This is a genomic window from Ruegeria sp. HKCCD7251 (genome assembly GCF_013031165.1).
GTDB lineage: Bacteria > Pseudomonadota > Alphaproteobacteria > Rhodobacterales > Rhodobacteraceae > Ruegeria.
In genome coordinates this window covers 19329-39928 of sequence record NZ_WPZC01000012.1, presented here as the reverse complement: position 1 = coordinate 39928, position 20600 = coordinate 19329, and the positions used below count along the sequence as shown (strand labels likewise).

The following is a 20600-nucleotide window of genomic DNA, read 5'->3' as shown; positions in this document are numbered from 1 at the left end:
ATTTATCCCACGTACCACCTAAACCCGGCGCGAAGAAATTCACGCCGGAACTCTTCCCTTTTGCCGTGAGGTTGGACGCCAGACTTCTCGCACCCACCTCTTGGGGCTTGCTGGCAACGCTGCGGTGAACGCCGCGTTTTGCCGGGCGTCGGATTTGCAGGCCGGTCAACCTATGGCACCCACAACAGCGATCTTGGCTTACGCGTCCAAAACGCCTAACACGAGGGGAAGAGGACAAGACATGAAGACAAGAGATATGAACCGGGACTGGATCGCTACTGCTGCAACTCTGAACAGCGCTTTGCCATATTTGCAGCGCTATGACGGCGCGGTCGTCGTTATCAAACTTGGCGGTCATGCCATGGGCAGCGATGAGGCCATGGAAAGCTTTGCCCGCGACGTCGTGCTGATGCGTCAGGTCGGTGTGAACCCTGTGATCGTCCATGGCGGTGGACCGATGATCAACGCAATGCTGAAACAGTTGGATATCCAGTCCGAGTTTGTGGGCGGCAAACGCGTGACGGACAAGGCCACCGTAGAAGTGGTCGAAATGGTTCTGTCAGGGCTGGTCAACAAACGCATCGTTCAGGCCATCAACGGTCAGGGCGGCACAGCCGTTGGTCTGTCGGGCAAGGACGCCAATCTGATTGTCTGTGACCAAGCCGATCCCGCGTTGGGATTTGTCGGCGCTCCGGCGCAGATGAACCCTAAAATACTCCACGATTTGTTCGCACATGATGTGATTCCCGTAATTGCCCCCTTGGGCGCGGGTCGCGAAGGTGAAACTTTTAACATCAATGGTGACACGGCAGCGGGGGCGATTGCCTCGGCCCTGAAGGCGGATCGCCTTTTGCTGTTGACCGATGTGTCCGGCGTCAAGAACGCAGCCGGCGAGGTGGTGACAGAACTCAAGGCCGGCCAAATCCGCGAGATGACGATGGATGGCACGATTGCGGGCGGCATGATCCCCAAGACTGAAACCGCGCTGGACGCGCTGCACAGCGGTGTCCGGGCGGTGGTTATTCTGGATGGGCGCGCGCCCAATGCCGTGCTGCTTGAACTGTTTACCGAGCACGGCGCGGGGTCGCTGATCCGGCCCGACTAATCCCAATGCGGAGGTCCCATGACCGGGCAGTCCACCCCCCTCACTTACGCTCCGGCCATTAGTTATGGCTGGGTCGGGCGTGTTGCGCATCAAGCTGGCCTGATTGTCATGGGCGCGACCCATCCTCGTAAAAGCGGTGCAAAGGGACTGGACGGGGGCACACTGGTTCTATTGGGCGCGGGTTCGGCCTTTTGGACGGTGCTGAAAACCTCGCCCGAGTGGCAAGGCCCTGATCCAGCGGATCGCTGGTCTGCGCGCGTCATTGGCCAAATGGCGCAGGAATTGGGCGGGCAAGCCCATTTTCCCTTTGGCGGACCGCCTTACGCCCCGTTCATAGACTGGGCGCTGAAGTCACAACGCACCTTCAGCAGCCCGGTTGGGGCGTTGGTTCATGACACGGTTGGCATGATGATTTCGTACCGTGGCGCGCTGCATTTCCCGCAGGAGTTCAACATCCCCGAAGTCACAACCGCTTCGCCCTGCGTCGAATGCCCGGCACCCTGCACGACGACCTGTCCGGTCGGTGCGCTGAATAGTCAGGATTTCTATGATGTTGCCGCGTGCCATGCCCATCTATCAACCGAAGAAGGCCTGACCTGCATGACGGGCGGTTGTCTCGCGCGCCTGTCCTGCCCGATCAGCGTCGGGGCCGACCGGGACCCCGAGCAATCCGCCCATCACATGAGGGCGTTTCACCCCGCATGACCTTGACCCTGATCCTGACACGACACGCGAAGTCCAGTTGGGGCAACCCGATGCTTGACGATCACGCCCGTCCTTTGAACAAGCGCGGAAGTAAATCCGCCCCTGCTATCGCCACATGGCTGCGCGACAATGGGTGGCTTCCCGACGAAGTGCTCAGCTCAACCTCGGCCCGCACGCGTGAGACATGGGATCGGATGGGTTTGCAGGCAGACAAGGTTTGCTTTCATCGGCGTCTTTATCATGCTGCACCCGAAGACATGTTGACCCAACTTGCTGGTGCAACAGAACCCACGGTCCTGATGCTGGGTCACAATCCGGGCATTGGCGATTTTGCCCAGCGGATCGTTGGCAAAGCACCAAACCACCCCCGGTTTCAGGATTATCCCACCTGTGCCACGGCTGTGATTCAATTCAACATCTCAGACTGGGCCAATATCAAATGGCAGAGCGGGGTTGTTCTGGATTTCACCACACCGCGCGAGCTGTTGGAATAGAGAAAGGCGAGGCCAAAGCCCCGCCCTTTCCCTGATTTCAACCGGATCAGTGCCCCAGGATTTGGCTGAGGAAAAGCTTGGTCCGTTCACTTTGAGGGTTGTTGAAGAACTCTTCCGGTTCATTCTGTTCCACGATCTGGCCAGCATCCATAAAGATCACACGGTTGGCGACCTGACGGGCAAAGCCCATCTCGTGCGTGACGCACAGCATGGTCATGCCTTCCTCGGCCAGTTCGATCATGGTGTCGAGCACCTCTTTGATCATCTCGGGGTCCAGCGCCGATGTCGGTTCATCGAACAACATAATCCGAGGCATCATGCAGAGCGAGCGGGCAATCGCCACACGCTGCTGCTGACCACCCGAAAGCTGGCCGGGATATTTCAGCGCCTGATCGGGGATTTTCACCTTTTCCAGGAAATGCATCGCGCGCTCTTCGGCCTCTTTCTTGGGCGTCTTGCGCACCCAGATCGGGGCCAGCGTGCAGTTCTCCAGGATGGTCAGATGCGGGAACAGGTTGAAGTGCTGGAACACCATGCCAACCTCGGACCGGATTTTGTCGATGTTCTTCAGGTCATTCGACAGTTCGGTCCCGTCTACGACGATCGTGCCCTGCTGGTGTTCTTCCAGCGCGTTCAGGCAGCGGATTAGGGTGGACTTACCCGAGCCCGACGGCCCCGCGATCACGATCCGCTCGCCCTGATTGACGGTCAGATTGATGTCGCGCAGCACGTGGAAGGACCCGTACCACTTGTTCATGCCGTTGATTTCGATGGCGACCTCGTCGCTCACCTGCATCTTCGAGCGGTCGATTTCGCGTTCTACTGCAAGTTCAGACATGTGTTGAACTCCTTAGTGATGATCCGTGGCAAGGCGACGCTCGAGCCACTGGGAATATTGAGAGATGCCGTAACAGACGACGAAGAACAGAAGCGCGGCAAAGCCCAGAAGCTCCCAATAGACGCCGTTCCATTCGGTTGACGCCAGGATGGGGCCCCGGATCATGCCCACCAGATCGAACATCGAGATGACCGAAACCAGTGTGGTGTCCTTGAACAGGCCAACGGCCACGTTCACGATACCGGGGATCGAGATCTTCAGAGCCTGTGGCAGGATGATCAGCCGCATCGCCTGCGGGTAATCCAAGCCAAGACTGTCTGCTGCCTCGTACTGTCCGCGCGGAAGCGCTGCCAGACCGCCGCGGATCACCTCGGCGATATAGGCGGCCGAGAACATGGTGATCATGATCACAACGCGCAGGAACAGGTCGACCGTGCTGTCAGGCGGGAAGAAATAGGCCAGCATCACCGAAGCCACGAACAGCAGCGTGATCAGTGGCACGCCGCGGATGAATTCGATGAAGATGACACAGACCCACTTGATCAGCGGCATATCGGACTGACGGCCCAGAGCCAATGCAATGCCCAAAGGCAGGGACAGCGACACACAGGTCACGCCCAGCATCAGGTTCAGCATAAAGCCACCCAGATCACGGCTGGGAACAGCCGAAAGCAGCGCGCCCTCGTTGGCATCGTCGGGAATCAGCGCCCCGCCGATATTCCACACGACCAGCGCCACAACGATGCCCCCAAAGAACCCGGCTGCAAAACTGTTCTTGCCGAATTTCTGAAACACCACGGCGGCTGCGACACAGCCCAGCAGTGCCACGATGGGGACCATGATGGTTCCGCCCCAGATCAGCCAGAACGCAACGAACGGGTACACCGCTGTAAACAGCAGCAACTTGCGCGGCAGGTCGAAGAACAGCACGGGTGCCACCGCGACCAACATCAGCAAGAAGGCCAGGTTCGGGCGCCAATAGGCATCGTCAGGGTATTTGAACCCATAGATCAACTGGTGCCAGCGCTCGGTCAGAACCGCGAAACAGGCTCCGGTCTTGCCGTCCAGAATCTCACGGCATTGCGCCAATGAATCCGCGTTCCATACACCATTCAAAATCCACGGAAGCGTGTTCTTGAGCAGCACATAGATCAACAGGATCGACAAAACCGTCAGGATGGTATTCGCCACGCCCGAGAAGAGATTCTCGCGCAGCCACTTGATGATACCGGTCTGGTTTGCTGGCGGAGGCGATGGCGGGATTGTGCCATCAGCGACAAAGGCGATCGGGTTTGTTGTTTGATCAGCCATAACTCAGCGCTCCTTCAACTTGACGGATGCGTTGTAGATGTTCATCGCCATCGAAATCAGCAGCGAGGCCGTCAGATAGAACAGCATCAGCAGCAGGACGCATTCGATTGCTCGACCGGTCTGGTTCAGCGTGATGCCGCCCAGCGTGGCCGTGATATCCGCATAGCCCACAGCAATCGCCAGTGACGAGTTCTTGGTGATGTTCAGATATTGCGAGATCAACGGCGGGATGATGACCCGCAGCGCCTGCGGCAAGATCACAAGGTTCATGATCCGTCCAGGACGCAGGCCCAGCGCAGCCGCAGCTTCGGTCTGACCCTTCGAAATCGCCTGAATACCAGCACGTACGTTTTCTGCGATGAAGGCACCCGTATAGATGGACAGAGCAAACCACAGCGCGATCAGCGGACCGCCAACCTTGATACCCCCGCTGAAGTTAAAGCCCTTGAGCGCGGGAACTTCCCATGTCAGGCCCATCAAAACCATCAGCAGCGCAAACGGCACCAGCCATACGGCCAGTTTCACAAGACCGGTTTTTGGACGCTCACCCGTCTGTTCCTGCTTCAGCGTGGCGCGCTTTTCGATTTCACGAGTTGCAAACCATGAGCCCACCAGTACTGCAATGACCAACAGCCAATTCAGGAACGTCGCGCCAAACAGACCATTCGCAAACTCGGGGCGCGGAATGTAAACGCCTCGGTTGGTAAATGCGAACAGATCAAACAACATGCTGGATGTCGGGTTATCCCCGCGAAATTCCCGCGGACCCGGCAAAACCGCCGTCATGATCGTGAAGATGATGATGATCCAGATCAGAACCGGAATATTCCGGAAAATCTCGACGTAAACCGCCATCAGCTTGGACACCAGCCAGTTATTGGACAGGCGCAAAACCCCGGCGATCACACCAAACACAGTTGCGGTGATACAGGCCAGAAACGCGACCAAAAGCGTGTTGAGAATACCGACAACAGCCGCACGTCCGTGCGAGGACTGGCTGTCATATTCGATCAAACGCTGGTTGATGTCGTACCCGGACGGATCGCCCAGGAAGGAATACGAGATGTTGAGGCCTGCGGCCCTGAGGTTCTGGATCAGGTTGTTGCCCAGATACCAGATACTTAGCGCAATAACGATCGCCGCGATCACCTGGAACGTCAATGATCTGTAGCGGGTATCGTTTATGAGCATCGACAACCGAAAATCTGCTTTCGGCGGGTCAGTCATAGTCGACATATTTTGGGATCCCCGTGCTTTTCGGGTGCTTCCTTCCCGGCGAGGTTTTCCCCGCTCCTGAGCAGCCCGTAGCATTCTGTTATGGAAAAAGGGCGCAGGTTAACCCGCGCCCTTTTCTGTGGATTTTAGCGGAACGGCGGCGAGTACAGCAGACCGCCGTCGGTCCATTGTGCGTTCAAGCCACGTGCCAGACCGATCGGAGTTTCCTCACCGATGTTCTTGGCAAAGACTTCGCCATAGTTACCACCGGATTTGATCGCCTTCATAGCCCAGTCAGCGTCCAGACCCAGCATCTCGCCCAGCGTACCTTCGGTACCCAGCAGGCGATTGACTTCAGGGTTGTCGGTGCCAGCGGCCATCTCGTCGATATTTGCCGAGGTCACGCCCAGCTCTTCAGCCGAGACCAGTGCGTTCAGAGTCCAACGGACAACGTCGCCCCACTCGTGATCGCCGTGACGGACCAGCGGGCCCAGCGGCTCTTTCGAGATGATTTCGGGCAGCAGGACGTGGTCACCGGGGTTTTCGAACGTGGCGCGGGTTGCGGCCAGGCCCGATGCGTCGGTGGTGTAAACGTCACACGCACCAGCCAGGTACTGCTGCTGCGCTTCAGCGTTGGTTTCGATCGGAACCGGCTCGTAGCTGATGTTGTTCGAGCGGAAGAAGTCCGCCAGGTTCAGCTCGGTGGTGGTGCCGGTCTGGATGCAGACGGTCGCGCCGTCCAGTTCTTTGGCCGAGCTTACGCCCAATGCCTTGGGAACCATGAAGCCTTGACCATCGTAGTAGTTCACGCCTACGAATTCGAACTTCAGGTCGACGTCGCGGCTGAAGGTCCAGGTGGTGTTACGGGCCAGCATGTCGATCTCGCCTGAAGCCAGCGCGGTAAAGCGTGTCTTACCGGTGGTCGGAACGAATTCAACGGCGCTTGCGTCGCCCAGAACGGCTGCAGCAACTGCGCGGCACAGCGAGACGTCAAAGCCCTGCCATTCGCCATTCGCGTCGGGTGCGGCAAAGCCAACCAGACCGGTGGTCACACCGCAGTTCAGCTTACCGCGCGCTTTGACATCATCGACAGTCCCCGCTGCCGCTGCGCCTGCAGCAAGGCCGGCAACGGTTGCCACGCCCAAGATTACGGATTTTTTCATTTTTACCTCTTCCTGATTTTCCGCCCCGACTCTGGGACGGTTCTGTCCGGCACCTTTGGTACCAGAAAGGTTTCCCCAAAGGTGTCTCCCCTTTAGTGGGCTTGAGTTTGGGCGCATTCATAAACAAACGTCAAGGGTCGGATCAGCGAAAACGATGGTTCATCTTACAGATGTTCGGCACAGCGGCGGATTTTCAGGCGTAAGAGCTCAAACCGAGAGGTCGAAGAACCTTTTGGCGTGTAGAAATGCAGCCCTTTTGACCTCGGAGGCGGCGTGGGCCTCGTCGTCATGACCCCATTGTTCGATTTGCCACAACTCGTCCAACCTTGAGATTTGCCAGATGTCCTCGGCAGAGCGCCAGTCCGCAGCGGCTGCAAACCCCAGCACCAGCGACCCGGACAGGCTGACCAAGTCGTGGAAAGCGGCAAGCTGGAAGTTATTGAAATCATGGACACGTTGGCGCAATTCGTGCAAAGCCGATGCGTCCTGGGGCTGATGCAAAACACCGGCGACCGGCAGCAAACGCGCCGCGAGCGCCTCGGCCGCCCAATCCAATGCCGGGTCCCACTGTTCGGCCTGCCGTTGCTGCAACTCCTGCGGGTGCGTGGCGCGATAGCATAACAGGTCCGAATCGCCGTAATCGGCCAGCATGTCCGCAACCTCGGCGTGCTGTTGCTGGACCTTGTCGATGGCTGCGTTCGCCGAACGGGTAAACGGCATCGTGGTCGGGTCTACTTCTTTTTCCTGCGCGTCCCACTCGGCAGCGATTTCCTGCGCCATGGCTTGAGTGGGCACGATCAACCCTACCTTGGCCGGCGTTTTGACGCGCCGACCATCCAATTCCACCGTAAACCCACCTTCTGCGTCAACAACCGCGCTTTCGGTCCAGAATCGTTTCGGTTTCCAGTCGCTCATGATTTCAGGTCCAGATTTGATCCAGCGCGCCCGGCAACTGGTCGAAGGTTTCGATTATGGTCGTGGCGGCATCAAGTGCAGGGCGCGTATGATATCCCCATGTCACGCCAATGGCAGGGACACCGGCAGCAGCGGCCATATCCATGTCAAACCGGGTATCGCCGATCATGACCGTATTCACCGCCTCAACGCCCGTTTCGGCCCGGGCCGTGTCAATCATCGACGGATGCGGTTTCGAAGGGTGGTGATCGGCGACCTGCCGCGTAACAAAATAACCTTGCAACTCGTGCCCTTCGATCAGCGCATCCAAGCCGCGCTGAGATTTCCCGGTTGCAACGCCCAGCAAGACCTCGGGGATGGCGTGCAGCGCTTCGATTGCCTCTCGCGCACCAGGATAAAGCGGCGACCCTGCCATGTCCTGTTCCAGCCGATGCGCATGATAGGCTTGCTTATACCCTTCGACCAACCGCGCCTGATCAGCATCAGACTGAAGCGGCGCAAGCTGTGCGATGGCTTTGGGCAGCGACAGGCCAACGATGGACAAAATCGCCTTGCGATCAGGCACCGGCAGGGACAGCGCGTCAAAACTGGCGGTCATCGCGCCGACGATACTGCCCTGACTGTCGACAAGGGTGCCGTCCACGTCGAACAGCGCCAAACGCAAGGGTGCGCTCATTGCAGCTCCTCGAACGGGTCGTCGGCGGCCAGATCCTCGGTCCAGCCGAAGGTATCCCAGCTGTGTTTCATGTGGTCCGGCAAGGGGGCTTTCACGGTGATCGTCTTGCGTGTCACCGGGTGCTGGAACGACGCTTGCCGCGCATGCAGGTGCAGCTTTTTGCTGATGATCCCGCCCAGTTGTGCGCCCCAACCGTCACCGAGGTTTTCTTGACCCGAACCGCCATATTTACCGTCACCGATAATCGGATGACCGATCGCGGCCATATGTGCCCGCAACTGATGCGTTCGACCGGTAATCGGCTCCATGGCCACCCACGCGGCGCGCCCTGCCACCCGGTAAAGAGTGGCATAGAGCGTATGCGCGCGTTTCGCACCCGGTGTATCGTTGACCTCATTCAGGTGAACGGCGACCATCTTTTCGCCTTCGCCCTGCTTGCCATGGCCTGACGCCTTGACCAGACCGGTCTTGATCTCGCCCAAATATGGCGTCGGCACCCCGGCCACCAACGCCCAATAAATCTTACGCGTATCGCGGTGGCGGAAGGCTGCGGTCAGGCCCTTGGCGGCTTCGCGTGTGCGTGCCATCAGTAGAACGCCGGAGGTGTCCTTATCCAACCGATGAACCAAACGCGGATTTTCGTCATAGCCAAACCTCAGTGCTTCGGACAGGCTGTCCACATGGCGGGTTTGGCCGCTGCCGCCCTGCACAGGCAAGCCATGGGGTTTGTTCAACGCCAGCACGTGATCGTCGCGGTAAATCACGCAGGATTGGATCATCTTGGCGTCCGCGTCGGAAACCCGGCGTTTGACTTCGGCCGGTTTGTGATCAACGTCGGGCAGAGGCGGGACACGCACAACTTGTCCAGCCTCAAGCCGGGTCGAGGCTTTGACCCGGCCACCTTCCACACGCAATTCACCCTTGCGGCACATCTTCTCGATACGGCCCTGACTGACATGTGGGAACAGACGGCGCAGCCAGCGATCCAACCGCTGGTCTCCGTCACCTTCTGCCACGGTGATCATCTGTACGCCGCTCATGCCAATATCCCCTGCGCCGCGCGGTGATCCCGCGCGAAATGCGTATCATTCAGTGCCATAGAAAACATGCGCGTCTGTGGCGTGCCCAACCGCAAGAGTCAAGCGGGCGTTAGCCGTTGCGTTGCGCGCGAAGCTTGGCGAAATATTCCAGTCGCTTTTTCAACTCGCGCTCGAAGCCGCGTTCGACAGGTTGATAGAGATCAGGCCGCTGCATGCCGTCCGGAAAATAATTCTGACCGGAAAACCCGTCTTCGGCATCGTGGTCATAAGCATAGCCCGCGCCATAGCCCTGATCCTTCATCAGGGATGTTGGGGCATTCAAAATGTGCTTGGGCGGGGGCTCGCTGCCGGATTGTTTGGCCAGCCGCATGGCGGCCTTGTACCCTACATAAGCGCCGTTCGATTTGGGCGCCAAGGCCAGATAGACCAGCGCCTGTGCCAAGGCCAATTCCCCCTCCGGGCTGCCAAGACGTTCATAGGTTTCCCATGATTGCAGGCATATCGCCTGAGCCTGCGGGTCAGCCAACCCGATATCTTCAACCGCCATCCGGGTGATACGGCGCGCCAGATATCGAGGATCCTCGCCCCCCGTCAGCATCCGCGCAAACCAGTACAAAGCCGCGTCGGGGTCGGACCCCCGCACGGATTTGTGCAGCGCCGAGATCAGGTTGTAGTGCTCATCACCGGACTTGTCGTATTTTGCGGCCCGACGCATCAGCCTTGTGGACAAGGCACCCGGGTCCAGCGGCGCATCAACCTGCCATGCCGCAACCTGTTCGATCAGATTCAACAAAGCCCGACCATCGCCATCCGCCATTTCCTGAAGCGCTTCACGGGCAGTACCCGTCAGAGGCAATGCCCGGTCCAATTCTTTTTCGGCACGTTGGGTCAGATGCTCCAGATCAGACAGGCTCAGACGCTCAAGCACCAGAACCTGCGATCGGCTCAGAAGGGCCGCGTTCAGTTCGAAAGAGGGATTTTCGGTCGTGGCCCCGACCAACAGGATCGTTCCGTCCTCCATATGCGGAAGAAACCCATCCTGCTGCGCCTTGTTGAACCGATGAATCTCATCCACGAACAAAAGCGTGCCCTGCCCGTTCTGACGCCGTATCTTCGCGGCCTCGAACACTTTTTTCAGATCCGGAACGCCGGTAAATATTGCGCTGATCTGAACAAAATGCAGGTCCGTTTCCTGCGCAAGCAACCGCGCGATTGTGGTTTTTCCAACACCCGGCGGCCCCCAGAATATCAGGCTCGACAAACTACCTGACGCCAGCATGACGCCCAACGGCGCGTCCGGGCCCAGAACCTGCTGCTGCCCAATCACCTCGGACAGTGCTTGCGGCCGCAGGCGATCCGCAAGTGGCCGGTGGGGGCTTGTTGTGGGCTGCTGAGTGGCCCCGGTATCGAACAGATCGCTCATTGCGTCACAACCGGAACCGCAAAGACACGGTGCGTCCACCGCGCAGGATGTCGAGCTGCAGCCTGCGGCCCGGATCAGTTAGCGCGTCGACCAGATCGTTGGGATGCTGAATGTCCTGACCGTTGACGCTGTTGACCACATCGCCCGCACGCAGACCGGACCGCCCGCCATAAGGGCCGGCATCAACCACGACGACCCCGGTCTGTGACAACAGCAAACCCATCCGTGAAATCACTGCCGGATTGATGCGCGACACCTCTAAACCGGGCATGACCGTTTGATCATCCAGCGTAGTTTCGTCGGCTGATGGTGTTTCCGGGGCTTTGATCAGCGCGATCTCAATCTCTTCGCTGCTGTCGCCGCGCAACAGGGTAAGAACCGATGTTCCGCCAACACCCGCGACAGACATCCGAAACTTCATCTCGGCGGGTGAGTTCACCTCATCCCCGTCAACATGGGTCACGACGTCACCAACACGCAATCCAGCCTCGGCCAAAGGACTCAGTCCGTGCAGGTCCGAGATCACGACGCCCTGCGGGATGACAAGCCCCAGAGACTCGGCGATATCGGCGCTCATATGCTGCCCGGCCATCCCTGCCCATGGGCTTACAAAGCTGTCATTGCCGGACTGCGCTTGCCGCAGAAACTCGGCCACCAGATTAGCAGGGATGGCAAAGCCGATGCCGTTCGACCCGCCGGATCGCGTCAGGATAGACGTATTGATCCCGATAAGGTTCCCGTTCACGTCGATCAATGCGCCGCCCGAGTTGCCGGGATTGATCGCAGCATCCGTCTGAATGAAGTAGCCCCGCGCATTGCCCGTCGCAGTACCCGTGCGCGCCAGCCCTGAAATAATCCCCGACGAAACGGTCTGCCCTACCCCAAACGGGTTTCCGATGGCCAAAGCCAGCTCTCCGACCTCGACCTGATCGGAATCGCGCATCTGAAGGTATGGCAGGTCCGTCGCATCCTCCAGCCGCAGAATGGCGATGTCACTTTCCTTGTCACCTAATACAACCTGCGCCGAGTATTCGCGGCGGTCTGTTGTCACGACACGAATCTCGGTTGCCGTTCCAACGACATGGTAATTCGACACCACGTAGCCATCGTCTGACAGGATCACACCGGACCCCAATGAGTTCTGGACCCGTTGACGAGGTTCTGAGAATCCGCGACCGAAAAAGTCCTGAAAAAACGGGTCAGAAAACAGGGTGTTCGCACGCCCCTGACGGATGATCTTGGCATAGATATTCACGACAGCCGGCGACGCCTGCTTCACGACCGGCGCAAATCCCAATGAGATTTCGGCCTGTGACTTGGGAACACGGGTTTCTGCCGCAGCAAAAGACGCGCACACTATGAAAAGTGCGAAAAGGGACGGGCGGAGCATTGTTTCCTCGACCTACAAATCTCAGATGGATATGCGGCTCCGTGCGCCGTAATGCAAGCGCCGACGCACGAAGATGGCGGCTTCGGTGCCTGGGCTGAACGTTAGAAAAGGACGCCTCGGCGTTCACTGGTGGCGCGTCATTCTATCGGTGACCAATTTGGGCCGGGATCATAGGTCTCGATATCTGCGCTCAGGTTCAGCGTTTCCGGCCCCAAGTCAGCCTCGTATACGATCCCGTTTTCGCCCACTAGGAACGAGTGAATGCCCGTCTCGCCATAATCCGCCGGAACCGCGAGCATCGCGTGACCGGCCACGAACCTGTCGCCGACCATATAAGAATAAGCGCCACCGGGGGCACTTGGCCCCTGCCCCTGCAAGATCGTGTAATAGTAGCCAAGAAACGGCTCGGCGTCGTAATCCGCTTCGCCGTCGCTCCATCCGGATGCCGCGGCCCTTGCAAGGGCTGCACCGACAAAACTGTCCTCATCCGGCCAGAATAGCCCGTTGCGCGCGCCCGGATCGGCAATGATGTTGCGTGCAAATTCCATGACACCGTCGCCGTCGTGATCGACCAGCCGGAACGCCGCCTGCAGATCAACATAGGCTTCGAGCAGGTCGATCACTTCCAGCTCGTTCAGGCCAATCTCACGCGCGGCGACTTCTTCAGCGCCCGCTTCGATGTCGAATTGCCAAGCCTCTGCGCTGCGCAGGATCGGGATAGGGAAAGGCCAGCTATCCTCGCCCAAGAGGATCACAACCCCGTCGTTTTCAGGCTGAAAGCGATAGCCCTCGGCGTACATGGCCAGCACCTCACGCCGCCTTTGCTTGTCCTCAGCAGGATCGCCAGAGCCAATCAGATCTTCGGCTTCAGGCCCAAAAATGTCCAGAAGGGCATTGTGATCATCCGACCTGAGAGCATCCACAAACGCGTCCAGCGCCGACTGAGGCGTGTCAAATCGCGCGCCCTCGGACATTGCCAGACCAGCAGATGCGAGAAGAAAGAATACAGAAACAACCGCTTTGCGCATATTACCTTCTCCGTGCTCCCTTGGCCGCGTGTCCACGTTTCGACGCGCTTTTGGCCCTGTTACCAGAGGATTTCTTTTTCATGGCCGCGCCCTTGGCAGCAGATGGCTTCCGCTGAGTCGTCGCCGGTTTCTTGGCCTGAGGTTTCTTGACGCTTTGTGGCTTCTGCTTGACCGGTTTCTTGGCAGCGTCCGGCCTTTGCTTAGTGCGGTCAATGGCCTGCTGCTTGGCGGCGGCCCTGTCCCCGTCCACGTTGCCACGGTTCACCTTCGGCAGTTGCTTGTCGCCGCCACGGTTGGCCAAAGCACTTCCGGCGACAGCTCCGGCACCAGCGCCGGCAGCAACGGCAGCGGCGCGATCACGACTGATATCCGCCGCACCGGATTCCCGGCTTAGCTTGGCTCGCAGTTCATCCGTCCGCCCGTCCGGTCGGTTGACAGGTAAATCGCCGCGCCCGCCTTCAGGCCTTTTGTGATCCGATATCTTGTCGCGCGCCTGTTCTTTCCGCTCGGGGTCCGGAGTCCAACCGATATCCGTCCGGTCGCCCCGGCCAATCTCATTACCGATATTGATATTACCATCCACATCAATGTCGATGTCGGGGTTTCTGACGATGGGTTGACCGTTCCATCCACCACAATTCCGGCAGCCCCAGTAGTCATTCCAATCGTCATCGTCGTCAAAGATTTCGTCAATCAGGGCAACGGCCCCAAATGTCAGCAGCGCGGTTCCGATCACGTCCCCGGTCGAGGGACCGGTGTAGACGGTCTGCGGATCATATTGCGGGACATAAACCGTTTCCGTGTTCGTCGGCGTGATCACTACCGTTTCGTCTTCGGTCACCTCGACGGTTTGTTCCGGCCCCGAGACCAGCGCGCCACTGTCAATCGCCTGATCCCGCATGACCTGTACGGCGTCCATCACATCATCGGACTGAGCCAGCATTGCCGTCCCCATAGTCTCGGTCCAGTCGATATGCGTAGCCATCTGCCCTACAACTTCGGGGAAGGCCGTTGCCAGTACGCTGACGGAAGGATCCCATCCCATGGCGTCGATCTCTGACTCCAGCTCTGTTGGATCGCGATCGGCGTTGTCCAGCAGGAACCGCTCGGCCTTAACGATCTCCAACGGTTGGGTGGCCGCCACGAAAATCTGGATGAGTAACGTGTCGGGATACAGCGCAACCGGCGCGACCAGCGTTTGCAGTTCGGCGTCGGTCAACAGGGTATCGTCGGGTTGCGCGTCCTGAGATGCCTCCTGCGCAAACACGGAAACCGGTGCGCAAAACCCGAGTAATAGGACAAGATATCTAAACATATTGCGATCCTTCAATTGAACCAAGGATCGCCCAAGTTAATGATTCTGGCAACAAAACCGCTTTTCGGCCGCCAAAACGAAAAAACCCCCACGCCTGTAGCGCAGGGGTTTCGTTCAGAAAGACGGGCTTTCTTATTCTTCGTCTGCGGCTTCTTCAGCAGCAACGCGGGCTTTGTCAGCCGCACCTTTGGCGTCGACGTCACGATCAACGAATTCGATGATCGCCATCGGTGCCATGTCGCCATACCGGAAGCCAGCTTTCAGGATGCGGACATAACCGCCCTGACGCTCGGCATAGCGGGGGCCCAGAACTTCGAACAGCTTTGCGACGTCTTTGTCTTCTTTCAGCTGTGCTGCGGCCTGACGACGGGCGTGCAGATCACCGCGTTTGCCCAGAGTGACCAGCTTTTCGATGATCGGGCGCAGTTCTTTCGCCTTGGGCAGAGTTGTTTTGATTTGCTCATGCTCGATGAGCGAGCCAGCCATGTTCGCAAACAGAGCCTTACGGTGCTCATGAGTACGATTAAGGCGGCGGTAACCACGTGCGTGACGCATTTTTCAATTCCTATCTTGCGTTTTGCTTTGTCTGGCCGGCGATGCGTGTCACCGGCTCTCCTTGGGGCGAAAGTGCCCATTTTGTCCCCGGCAGCCCGGGCATTGGGGAAGACGCGCTTAAAACGCGTCTTCGAATTTCTTCGCCAGATCTTCGATGTTATCGGGCGGCCAGTCCTCGACATCCATGCCGAGGTGCAGACCCATGCCGGACAGCACTTCTTTGATCTCGTTCAGCGACTTGCGGCCGAAGTTCGGGGTGCGCAGCATCTCTGCTTCGGTCTTTTGAATCAGGTCGCCGATATAGACGATGTTGTCGTTCTTCAGGCAGTTTGCCGAACGGACCGACAGTTCCAGCTCGTCTACTTTCTTCAGCAGCAGCGGGTTGAACTCCAGACCATCGTCCTCGTCCTGGCGGCCAGCCGATTCCGGCTCGTCGAAGTTGACGAAGATCGACAGTTGATCCTGCAGGATACGAGCGGCAAAGGCCAACGCATCTTCCGGCGTGATCGAACCGTCGGTTTCGATCTTCAGGGTCAGCTTGTCATAGTCCAGAACCTGACCTTCACGGGTCGGCTGAACGTCGTAGGCGACCTTCTTGACCGGCGAATAGATCGCGTCGATTGGGATCAGACCGATAGGCGCGTCTTCCGGCTTGTTCTTCTCAGCCGAGACATAGCCCTTACCGGTGTTGACGGTCAGTTCCATGAACAGGTCGGCGCCATCGTCCAGGTGGCAGATGACGTGATCGCGGTTCAGAACCTCGATGCCGGCGCTTTCGCTGATGTCGCCAGCGGTGACAACGGCTGGGCCTTTAGCATTGATCGACAGGCGCTTGGGGCCTTCGACTTCCATGCGCAGGGCAACCTGCTTGAGGTTCAGGATGATGTCGGTGACGTCTTCGCGGACACCTGCGACCGATGAGAACTCATGCAGAACGTTGTCGATCTGAACGCTGGTGATGGCCGCACCTTGCAGGCTGCTCATCAGAACGCGGCGCAGCGCGTTGCCCAGAGTCAAACCAAAGCCACGCTCCAGCGGTTCAGCGACCAGAGTCGCCTGACGCGCGGGGTCGTTGCCCGGTTTGCCTTCCAGTTGGGTCGGCTTGATCAATTCTGCCCAATTCTTGTGGATCATGTAATCCCTCCATTCCTGTCCGCGCCCCATGACCAACAAGGTGCAGACGCCCGAGGTTCAAAATGACGTGCTGGGGCCGTGCAAAAACACTGGCCCCAGCTCAATTCAAAATCGCTTAGACGCGGCGACGCTTCGGCGGGCGGCAGCCGTTGTGAGCAATCGGAGTCACGTCGCGGATCGACGTGATGTTGAAGCCCACGGCAGCCAGCGCACGCAGAGCCGATTCACGACCCGAACCGGGGCCCTGAACTTCGACTTCCAGCGTCTTGACGCCATGTTCCTGCGCCTTCTTGCCTGCATCTTCTGCAGCCATCTGAGCGGCGTAAGGTGTCGATTTCCGCGAGCCTTTGAAGCCCATGGTACCGGCAGACGACCACGAAATGGCGTTGCCCTGTACGTCCGAGATCAGAATCTTGGTGTTGTTGAAGGTCGAGTTCACATGGGCAACGCCCGATGCGATGTTCTTACGCTCTTTGCGCTTAACGCGAGTCTTGTCACGTGCCATCAGTCAGACCCTCCCTTATTTCTTCTTACCAGCAATGGCCTTTGCGGGGCCTTTGCGAGTACGAGCATTGGTGTGGGTACGCTGACCCCGAACCGGCAGGTTGCGGCGGTGACGCAGACCGCGATAGCAGCCCAGGTCCATCAGGCGCTTGACGTTCATCTGAACTTCGCGGCGCAGATCGCCTTCGACGGTGAAGTTTTCGTCGATGAATTCGCGAATTTTCAGAACTTCGGCATCGGACAGTTCATTGACGCGACGGGTCGCTTCAATGCCCACAGCGTCGCAGATCGCTTTGGCCGAGGTGTTGCCGATTCCGGTGATATATGTGAGGGCGATAGGTACCCGCTTTGCAGTCGGGATGTTTACGCCGGCAATACGTGCCACGTGTCACTTTCCTTTTCGTTGCGGTTCCGTAGCTCCAGAACCTTTTTTCACAACGCCTAACCGTGGCAGTGTCGCCAGAGGGCTCAGCATTTTATGATATGATCATGTGAACGGATTGCCCGCACACAATTCGATTCTCTTCCGAGATAGCGTCCAATAGTGTTGCGCGACCCGCGCGTCAAGCGCAGATCGCATATTGATCCCGAATTCATTCCGCAGGCTCGATTTCGGGGAAGGTCCAGGTCCCGTCAATCACTTCTGGCGCTGGTTGGTACAGGCGCACAGCATAGTTCCAGCCCTCCATGATCGGCAAGCAGTTCACACGGCCGTCTTCGCATTCACCGAAGTGCACGGTCAACGATCCATCCGGGTTGCGGTCGCCCGTCACCGAGTTGATCACATAGACACCTAGATCGTTCTCTTCAAAGAATCCGGCCGAGTTATACAGACTGACGGACCAGAATGCGCCAACCGGAACCTTGGCCGGAACGTCCAGCTTATACGCCCCCAACGCCAGACCCGGATCGACGTTCAGATAAAAGGCCTGTGCCTCTGGCAAGCCACCCCAGCCAAACCCTGTTCCCAGCAGGTGCCGCACAGGGTCAACCTCGTCTTTCGCGCCGAATGTGCCAGTGCTGTCGGGAGAAAACCGCGCCAGTTCCAGCACCGCGCTCAACACCTTGTCAAAAGCATCTTTATCGTAATGCGCTTCGTCAAAAGGTCGCGCGGAATTGGCCTGAAGCGTTACCCCGTCCTGCAACGCGATCACTTTGGCAACATCCTCGGGATCCTCCGAGTTGACAAGATACCGAAACAGGAGTGCCACATAAGGCGTATCGAACTGATCAACAGTCAGCTCATAAGTACCGCCGCCCAGAAACACATCATTGACGTAGTGATCCTGATTGACCACCTGAACCGACACGTACCGATCACCGGATTCCGGCACAGTCAACACCGCCCCGTCCGAGATATCCACCACCGCCATACTATACAGCGTATCGCGGTTCATGCGGATAGTCGGCTGCATATCCAAGGGCGTCGGCTCGCGCACATGAAACAAAGCATTCACAGCGCCCGAATTTTCAAGATATTTGCGAAACTCGATATCTGTTGCAGCGCGGACAAAATTGTCGACGTTGACCGGCGTTGTATCCGCCAACGCGCCAAGGGCCAAACTGGTCAAACCCGATGCGACCGAGAGCATTCTGAGCAATTTCATCAAATCCATCTCCCAAAAAAAATGCGCGCGTTGGCAAAGGTGATACCTCGGCAAACACACGCATTCAATTAATTAGAGATGTTACCTTAGGACACCTGCGATCGCGCCCTGAACCTCATCAATTTCGCCCAAACCATCGACCCAGGACAGGTTGCCCTTGGCATGGTAATAGCCGATCAGCATCGAGGTCTTCTTGTAGTATTCCATCAGACGGGTCTTGAGGCTTTCCTCATTGTCGTCCGCGCGGCGTTTAAAGTCATTTTGCTTGCCGCAGTTGGTGCATTTCCCATCTGCCGGGATCGGTTTGGTGATGTCGTTATAGACCTCACCGCAACCAGCACAGGTCGACCGGGCCGTGATCCGCGCGACCAGAGCGTCATCGTTGACCTCCATCGCGATGACAGCATCCAGAGACTCACCCGTGCTGTCCAGCAACTCACCCAGCGCGTCAGCCTGGGCCAACGTGCGCGGGAAACCGTCAAAGATGAAACCACCTTTGGCACCCTGCTCCAGTTTTTCGCGGATCAGACCAATCACGATCTCATCCGTGACCAACTCACCCTTGGCCATCACTTCGGCCACGCGGTTGCCCATCTCGGTGCCGCTGTCCTTGGCCTCGCGCAGCATGTCGCCGGTGCTCAGCTGGACCATGCCGCGTGTTTCCACCAAGTGGCGCGCCTGCGTCCCTTTACCTGCCCCCGGGGGGCCCAACAAAATAATGTTCATCGACGAGCGGGTCCCTTCCTGCCGCGTTTCTTACCTTTACCGCGCAACTGGGACTTTTCAATAAGCCCTTCGTACTGGTGCGCCAGCAGGTGGCTCTGGACCTGTTGGATCGTGTCCATGGTCACAGAGACGATAATCAGAACCGAGGTGCCGCCGAAATAGAACGGGATGGCGAACTGGTTCCGCAGAATTTCAGGCAGCAAACACACCGCCGCCAGATACGCCGAACCCAGAACCAGAACGCGGTTGACCACATATTCCAAATATTCAGCGGTTTTCTTGCCCGGACGGATACCCGGAACAAAGCCATTCTGCTTTTTCAGGTTATCCGCCACATCGTCCGGTTTGAACGAAACGTTGAACGTATAGAAATAGGCAAAGAACACGATCATCGAAGCGAAGAACAACAGGTACAAAGGTTGTCCGGGGCCAAAGTTGGCCAGCAGCCATGACATGATCGGCCCGTTGGTTGCACCTGACGAAAAGGTCGAGATGGTCACCGGCAGAAGCAACAACGAGCTGGCAAAGATCGCCGGGATCACGCCTGCCGGGTTTACCTTGACCGGAAGGTGGCTGGAGCCGCCTTCATAGATCTTCATACCGGCCTGACGGCGCGGGTATTGAATGTGGATCTTACGCAAGGCGCGCTCCATGAATACCACAAAGGTAATCACGGCAATCACCATCACGATCACACCGATGATCACTGCAGGGCTGATCGCGCCCGAGCGGCCCGAGGCAAAGAACTGCGCCAGAGCAGCCGGAACTTCGGCAATGATGCCCACGAAGATGATCAGAGAGATACCGTTGCCGATGCCGCGTGCGGTGATCTGTTCACCCAGCCACATCAGGAACATCGTACCACCGACCAGCGTGATCATGGTCGACAGACGGAAGAACAGGCCCGGATCGGTTGCCAGATCGCCCGATTCCAGTGAAACGGCCAGACCATAAGCCTGTACGGTGGCCAGTGCCACGGTGCCGAAACGGGTATATTGGTTGATCTTCTTGCGCCCCTGCTCGCCCTCTTTCTTGAGCTGTTCGAGCGCGGGAACCATAGATGTCAGCAGCTGCACGATGATCGAGGCTGAAATGTAGGGCATAATGCCAAGGGCAAAGATACCCATCCGCCCAAGCGCCCCGCCGGTGAACATCGAAACCATGCCGCCGATGCCCTGCCCCGCTTGCTCCATGAACTCGCGCAATGCTTGGCCGTCGATGCCCGGAACCGGAATGAAGGTGCCCAGACGATAGACGATCAGCAATGCAAGCGTGAACAAGATGCGGTTGCGCAGATCGGTGGCTTTACCAAGGGCAGACCAGCTTGTGTTGGCTGCCATTTGTTCTGCTGCTGATACCATAAATCGGTCTCTCTTATGAAAACACCGCCCGGAACCGTTTTCCGGCTCGGGCGGCGTCTTGGAAAACTCTGAGGTCTATGTAAGCGGGTCTTGGC

General features: G+C 58.1%; 21 protein-coding genes. 3 read left to right on the top strand and 18 right to left on the bottom strand.

All coding sequences use genetic code 11. The features are described from left to right. Nucleotides 1-241 precede the first annotated feature (241 nt). Genes argB through GOX75_RS19820 form a run of 3 tightly spaced genes read left to right on the top strand, consistent with a single transcriptional unit; the run spans nucleotide 242 to nucleotide 2304 of the window. Entirely contained in the window at nucleotides 242-1105 is an 864-nt protein-coding gene (gene argB / locus GOX75_RS19830) for an acetylglutamate kinase (RefSeq protein ID WP_171126063.1), read from the top strand. Nucleotides 1106-1123: 18 nt separating this feature from the next. Further along, nucleotides 1124-1810, top strand: coding sequence for a ferredoxin (locus GOX75_RS19825; protein ID WP_171126062.1), 687 nt, complete (start codon nucleotides 1124-1126; stop codon nucleotides 1808-1810). After that, nucleotides 1807-2304: a histidine phosphatase family protein gene (locus tag GOX75_RS19820; RefSeq protein ID WP_171126060.1), complete on the top strand. Its 498-nt coding sequence runs from the start codon at nucleotides 1807-1809 to the stop codon at nucleotides 2302-2304. The genes GOX75_RS19825 and GOX75_RS19820 overlap by 4 nt, the downstream gene beginning before the upstream one ends. A 46-nt stretch (nucleotides 2305-2350) precedes the next feature. On the opposite strand, the gene GOX75_RS19815 is transcribed toward GOX75_RS19820, so the two are convergent. The 18 genes from GOX75_RS19815 to secY all read right to left on the bottom strand — a co-directional run bounded on the left by GOX75_RS19815 (nucleotide 2351) and on the right by secY (nucleotide 20505). Next, nucleotides 2351-3142 (bottom strand): amino acid ABC transporter ATP-binding protein, encoded by a 792-nt coding sequence (locus GOX75_RS19815; RefSeq protein ID WP_269149813.1) that lies wholly within the window; start codon nucleotides 3140-3142, stop codon nucleotides 2351-2353. Nucleotides 3143-3154: 12 nt separating this feature from the next. After that, nucleotides 3155-4453 (bottom strand): amino acid ABC transporter permease, encoded by a 1299-nt coding sequence (locus tag GOX75_RS19810; protein WP_171126058.1) that lies wholly within the window; start codon nucleotides 4451-4453, stop codon nucleotides 3155-3157. 3 nt (nucleotides 4454-4456) lie between these two features. Further along, the gene (locus tag GOX75_RS19805) at nucleotides 4457-5689 is read right to left on the bottom strand and encodes an amino acid ABC transporter permease (protein WP_171126056.1); all 1233 of its coding nucleotides are present in this window, start codon (nucleotides 5687-5689) and stop codon (nucleotides 4457-4459) included. Between the two features lie 125 nt (nucleotides 5690-5814). After that, a complete protein-coding gene (locus tag GOX75_RS19800) occupies nucleotides 5815-6831 on the bottom strand; it encodes an amino acid ABC transporter substrate-binding protein (protein ID WP_171126054.1) in 1017 nt (338 codons plus the stop codon). A gap of 207 nt (nucleotides 6832-7038) precedes the next feature. After that, complete coding sequence (locus GOX75_RS19795) at nucleotides 7039-7746, bottom strand: ATP12 family chaperone protein (RefSeq protein ID WP_171126052.1); 708 nt, start codon at nucleotides 7744-7746, stop codon at nucleotides 7039-7041. Nucleotides 7747-7750: 4 nt separating this feature from the next. Beyond that, nucleotides 7751-8422, bottom strand: a complete 672-nt coding sequence (locus GOX75_RS19790; protein ID WP_171126050.1) for an HAD-IA family hydrolase — start codon at nucleotides 8420-8422, stop codon at nucleotides 7751-7753. Beyond that, nucleotides 8419-9462: an RluA family pseudouridine synthase gene (locus GOX75_RS19785; protein WP_171126048.1), complete on the bottom strand. Its 1044-nt coding sequence runs from the start codon at nucleotides 9460-9462 to the stop codon at nucleotides 8419-8421. The genes GOX75_RS19790 and GOX75_RS19785 overlap by 4 nt, the downstream gene beginning before the upstream one ends. Before the next feature lie 109 nt (nucleotides 9463-9571). Then, the gene (locus tag GOX75_RS19780) at nucleotides 9572-10885 is read right to left on the bottom strand and encodes a replication-associated recombination protein A (protein ID WP_171126046.1); all 1314 of its coding nucleotides are present in this window, start codon (nucleotides 10883-10885) and stop codon (nucleotides 9572-9574) included. 4 nt (nucleotides 10886-10889) lie between these two features. Continuing rightward, on the bottom strand, nucleotides 10890-12275 hold the full coding sequence (locus GOX75_RS19775) for a trypsin-like peptidase domain-containing protein (RefSeq protein ID WP_171126044.1): 1386 nt from the start codon (nucleotides 12273-12275) through the stop codon (nucleotides 10890-10892). A 137-nt stretch (nucleotides 12276-12412) separates the two neighbouring features. Then, nucleotides 12413-13303, bottom strand: coding sequence for a DUF2950 family protein (locus GOX75_RS19770; RefSeq protein ID WP_171126042.1), 891 nt, complete (start codon nucleotides 13301-13303; stop codon nucleotides 12413-12415). Nucleotide 13304: 1 nt separating this feature from the next. After that, nucleotides 13305-14618, bottom strand: a complete 1314-nt coding sequence (locus GOX75_RS19765; protein WP_171126040.1) for a DUF3300 domain-containing protein — start codon at nucleotides 14616-14618, stop codon at nucleotides 13305-13307. 132 nt (nucleotides 14619-14750) lie between these two features. After that, entirely contained in the window at nucleotides 14751-15173 is a 423-nt protein-coding gene (rplQ, locus tag GOX75_RS19760; RefSeq protein ID WP_039538314.1) for a 50S ribosomal protein L17, read from the bottom strand. Between the two features lie 117 nt (nucleotides 15174-15290). Continuing rightward, nucleotides 15291-16307: a DNA-directed RNA polymerase subunit alpha gene (locus GOX75_RS19755; protein ID WP_058276312.1), complete on the bottom strand. Its 1017-nt coding sequence runs from the start codon at nucleotides 16305-16307 to the stop codon at nucleotides 15291-15293. A 115-nt stretch (nucleotides 16308-16422) separates the two neighbouring features. After that, nucleotides 16423-16812 (bottom strand): 30S ribosomal protein S11, encoded by a 390-nt coding sequence (rpsK, locus tag GOX75_RS19750; RefSeq protein WP_008757289.1) that lies wholly within the window; start codon nucleotides 16810-16812, stop codon nucleotides 16423-16425. Between the two features lie 15 nt (nucleotides 16813-16827). After that, nucleotides 16828-17196 carry a 30S ribosomal protein S13 gene (rpsM, locus tag GOX75_RS19745; protein WP_171126038.1) on the bottom strand — a complete coding sequence of 123 codons (369 nt, stop codon included), beginning with the start codon at nucleotides 17194-17196 and terminating at the stop codon, nucleotides 16828-16830. Between the two features lie 208 nt (nucleotides 17197-17404). Beyond that, the gene (locus GOX75_RS19740; RefSeq protein ID WP_217354455.1) at nucleotides 17405-18418 is read right to left on the bottom strand and encodes a DUF1214 domain-containing protein; all 1014 of its coding nucleotides are present in this window, start codon (nucleotides 18416-18418) and stop codon (nucleotides 17405-17407) included. Between the two features lie 81 nt (nucleotides 18419-18499). After that, complete coding sequence (locus GOX75_RS19735) at nucleotides 18500-19144, bottom strand: adenylate kinase (RefSeq protein WP_171126036.1); 645 nt, start codon at nucleotides 19142-19144, stop codon at nucleotides 18500-18502. Next, complete coding sequence (gene secY / locus GOX75_RS19730; protein ID WP_171126034.1) at nucleotides 19141-20505, bottom strand: preprotein translocase subunit SecY; 1365 nt, start codon at nucleotides 20503-20505, stop codon at nucleotides 19141-19143. Before secY ends, GOX75_RS19735 begins: the two co-directional genes overlap by 4 nt. Between the last annotated feature and the right edge of the window lie 95 nt (nucleotides 20506-20600).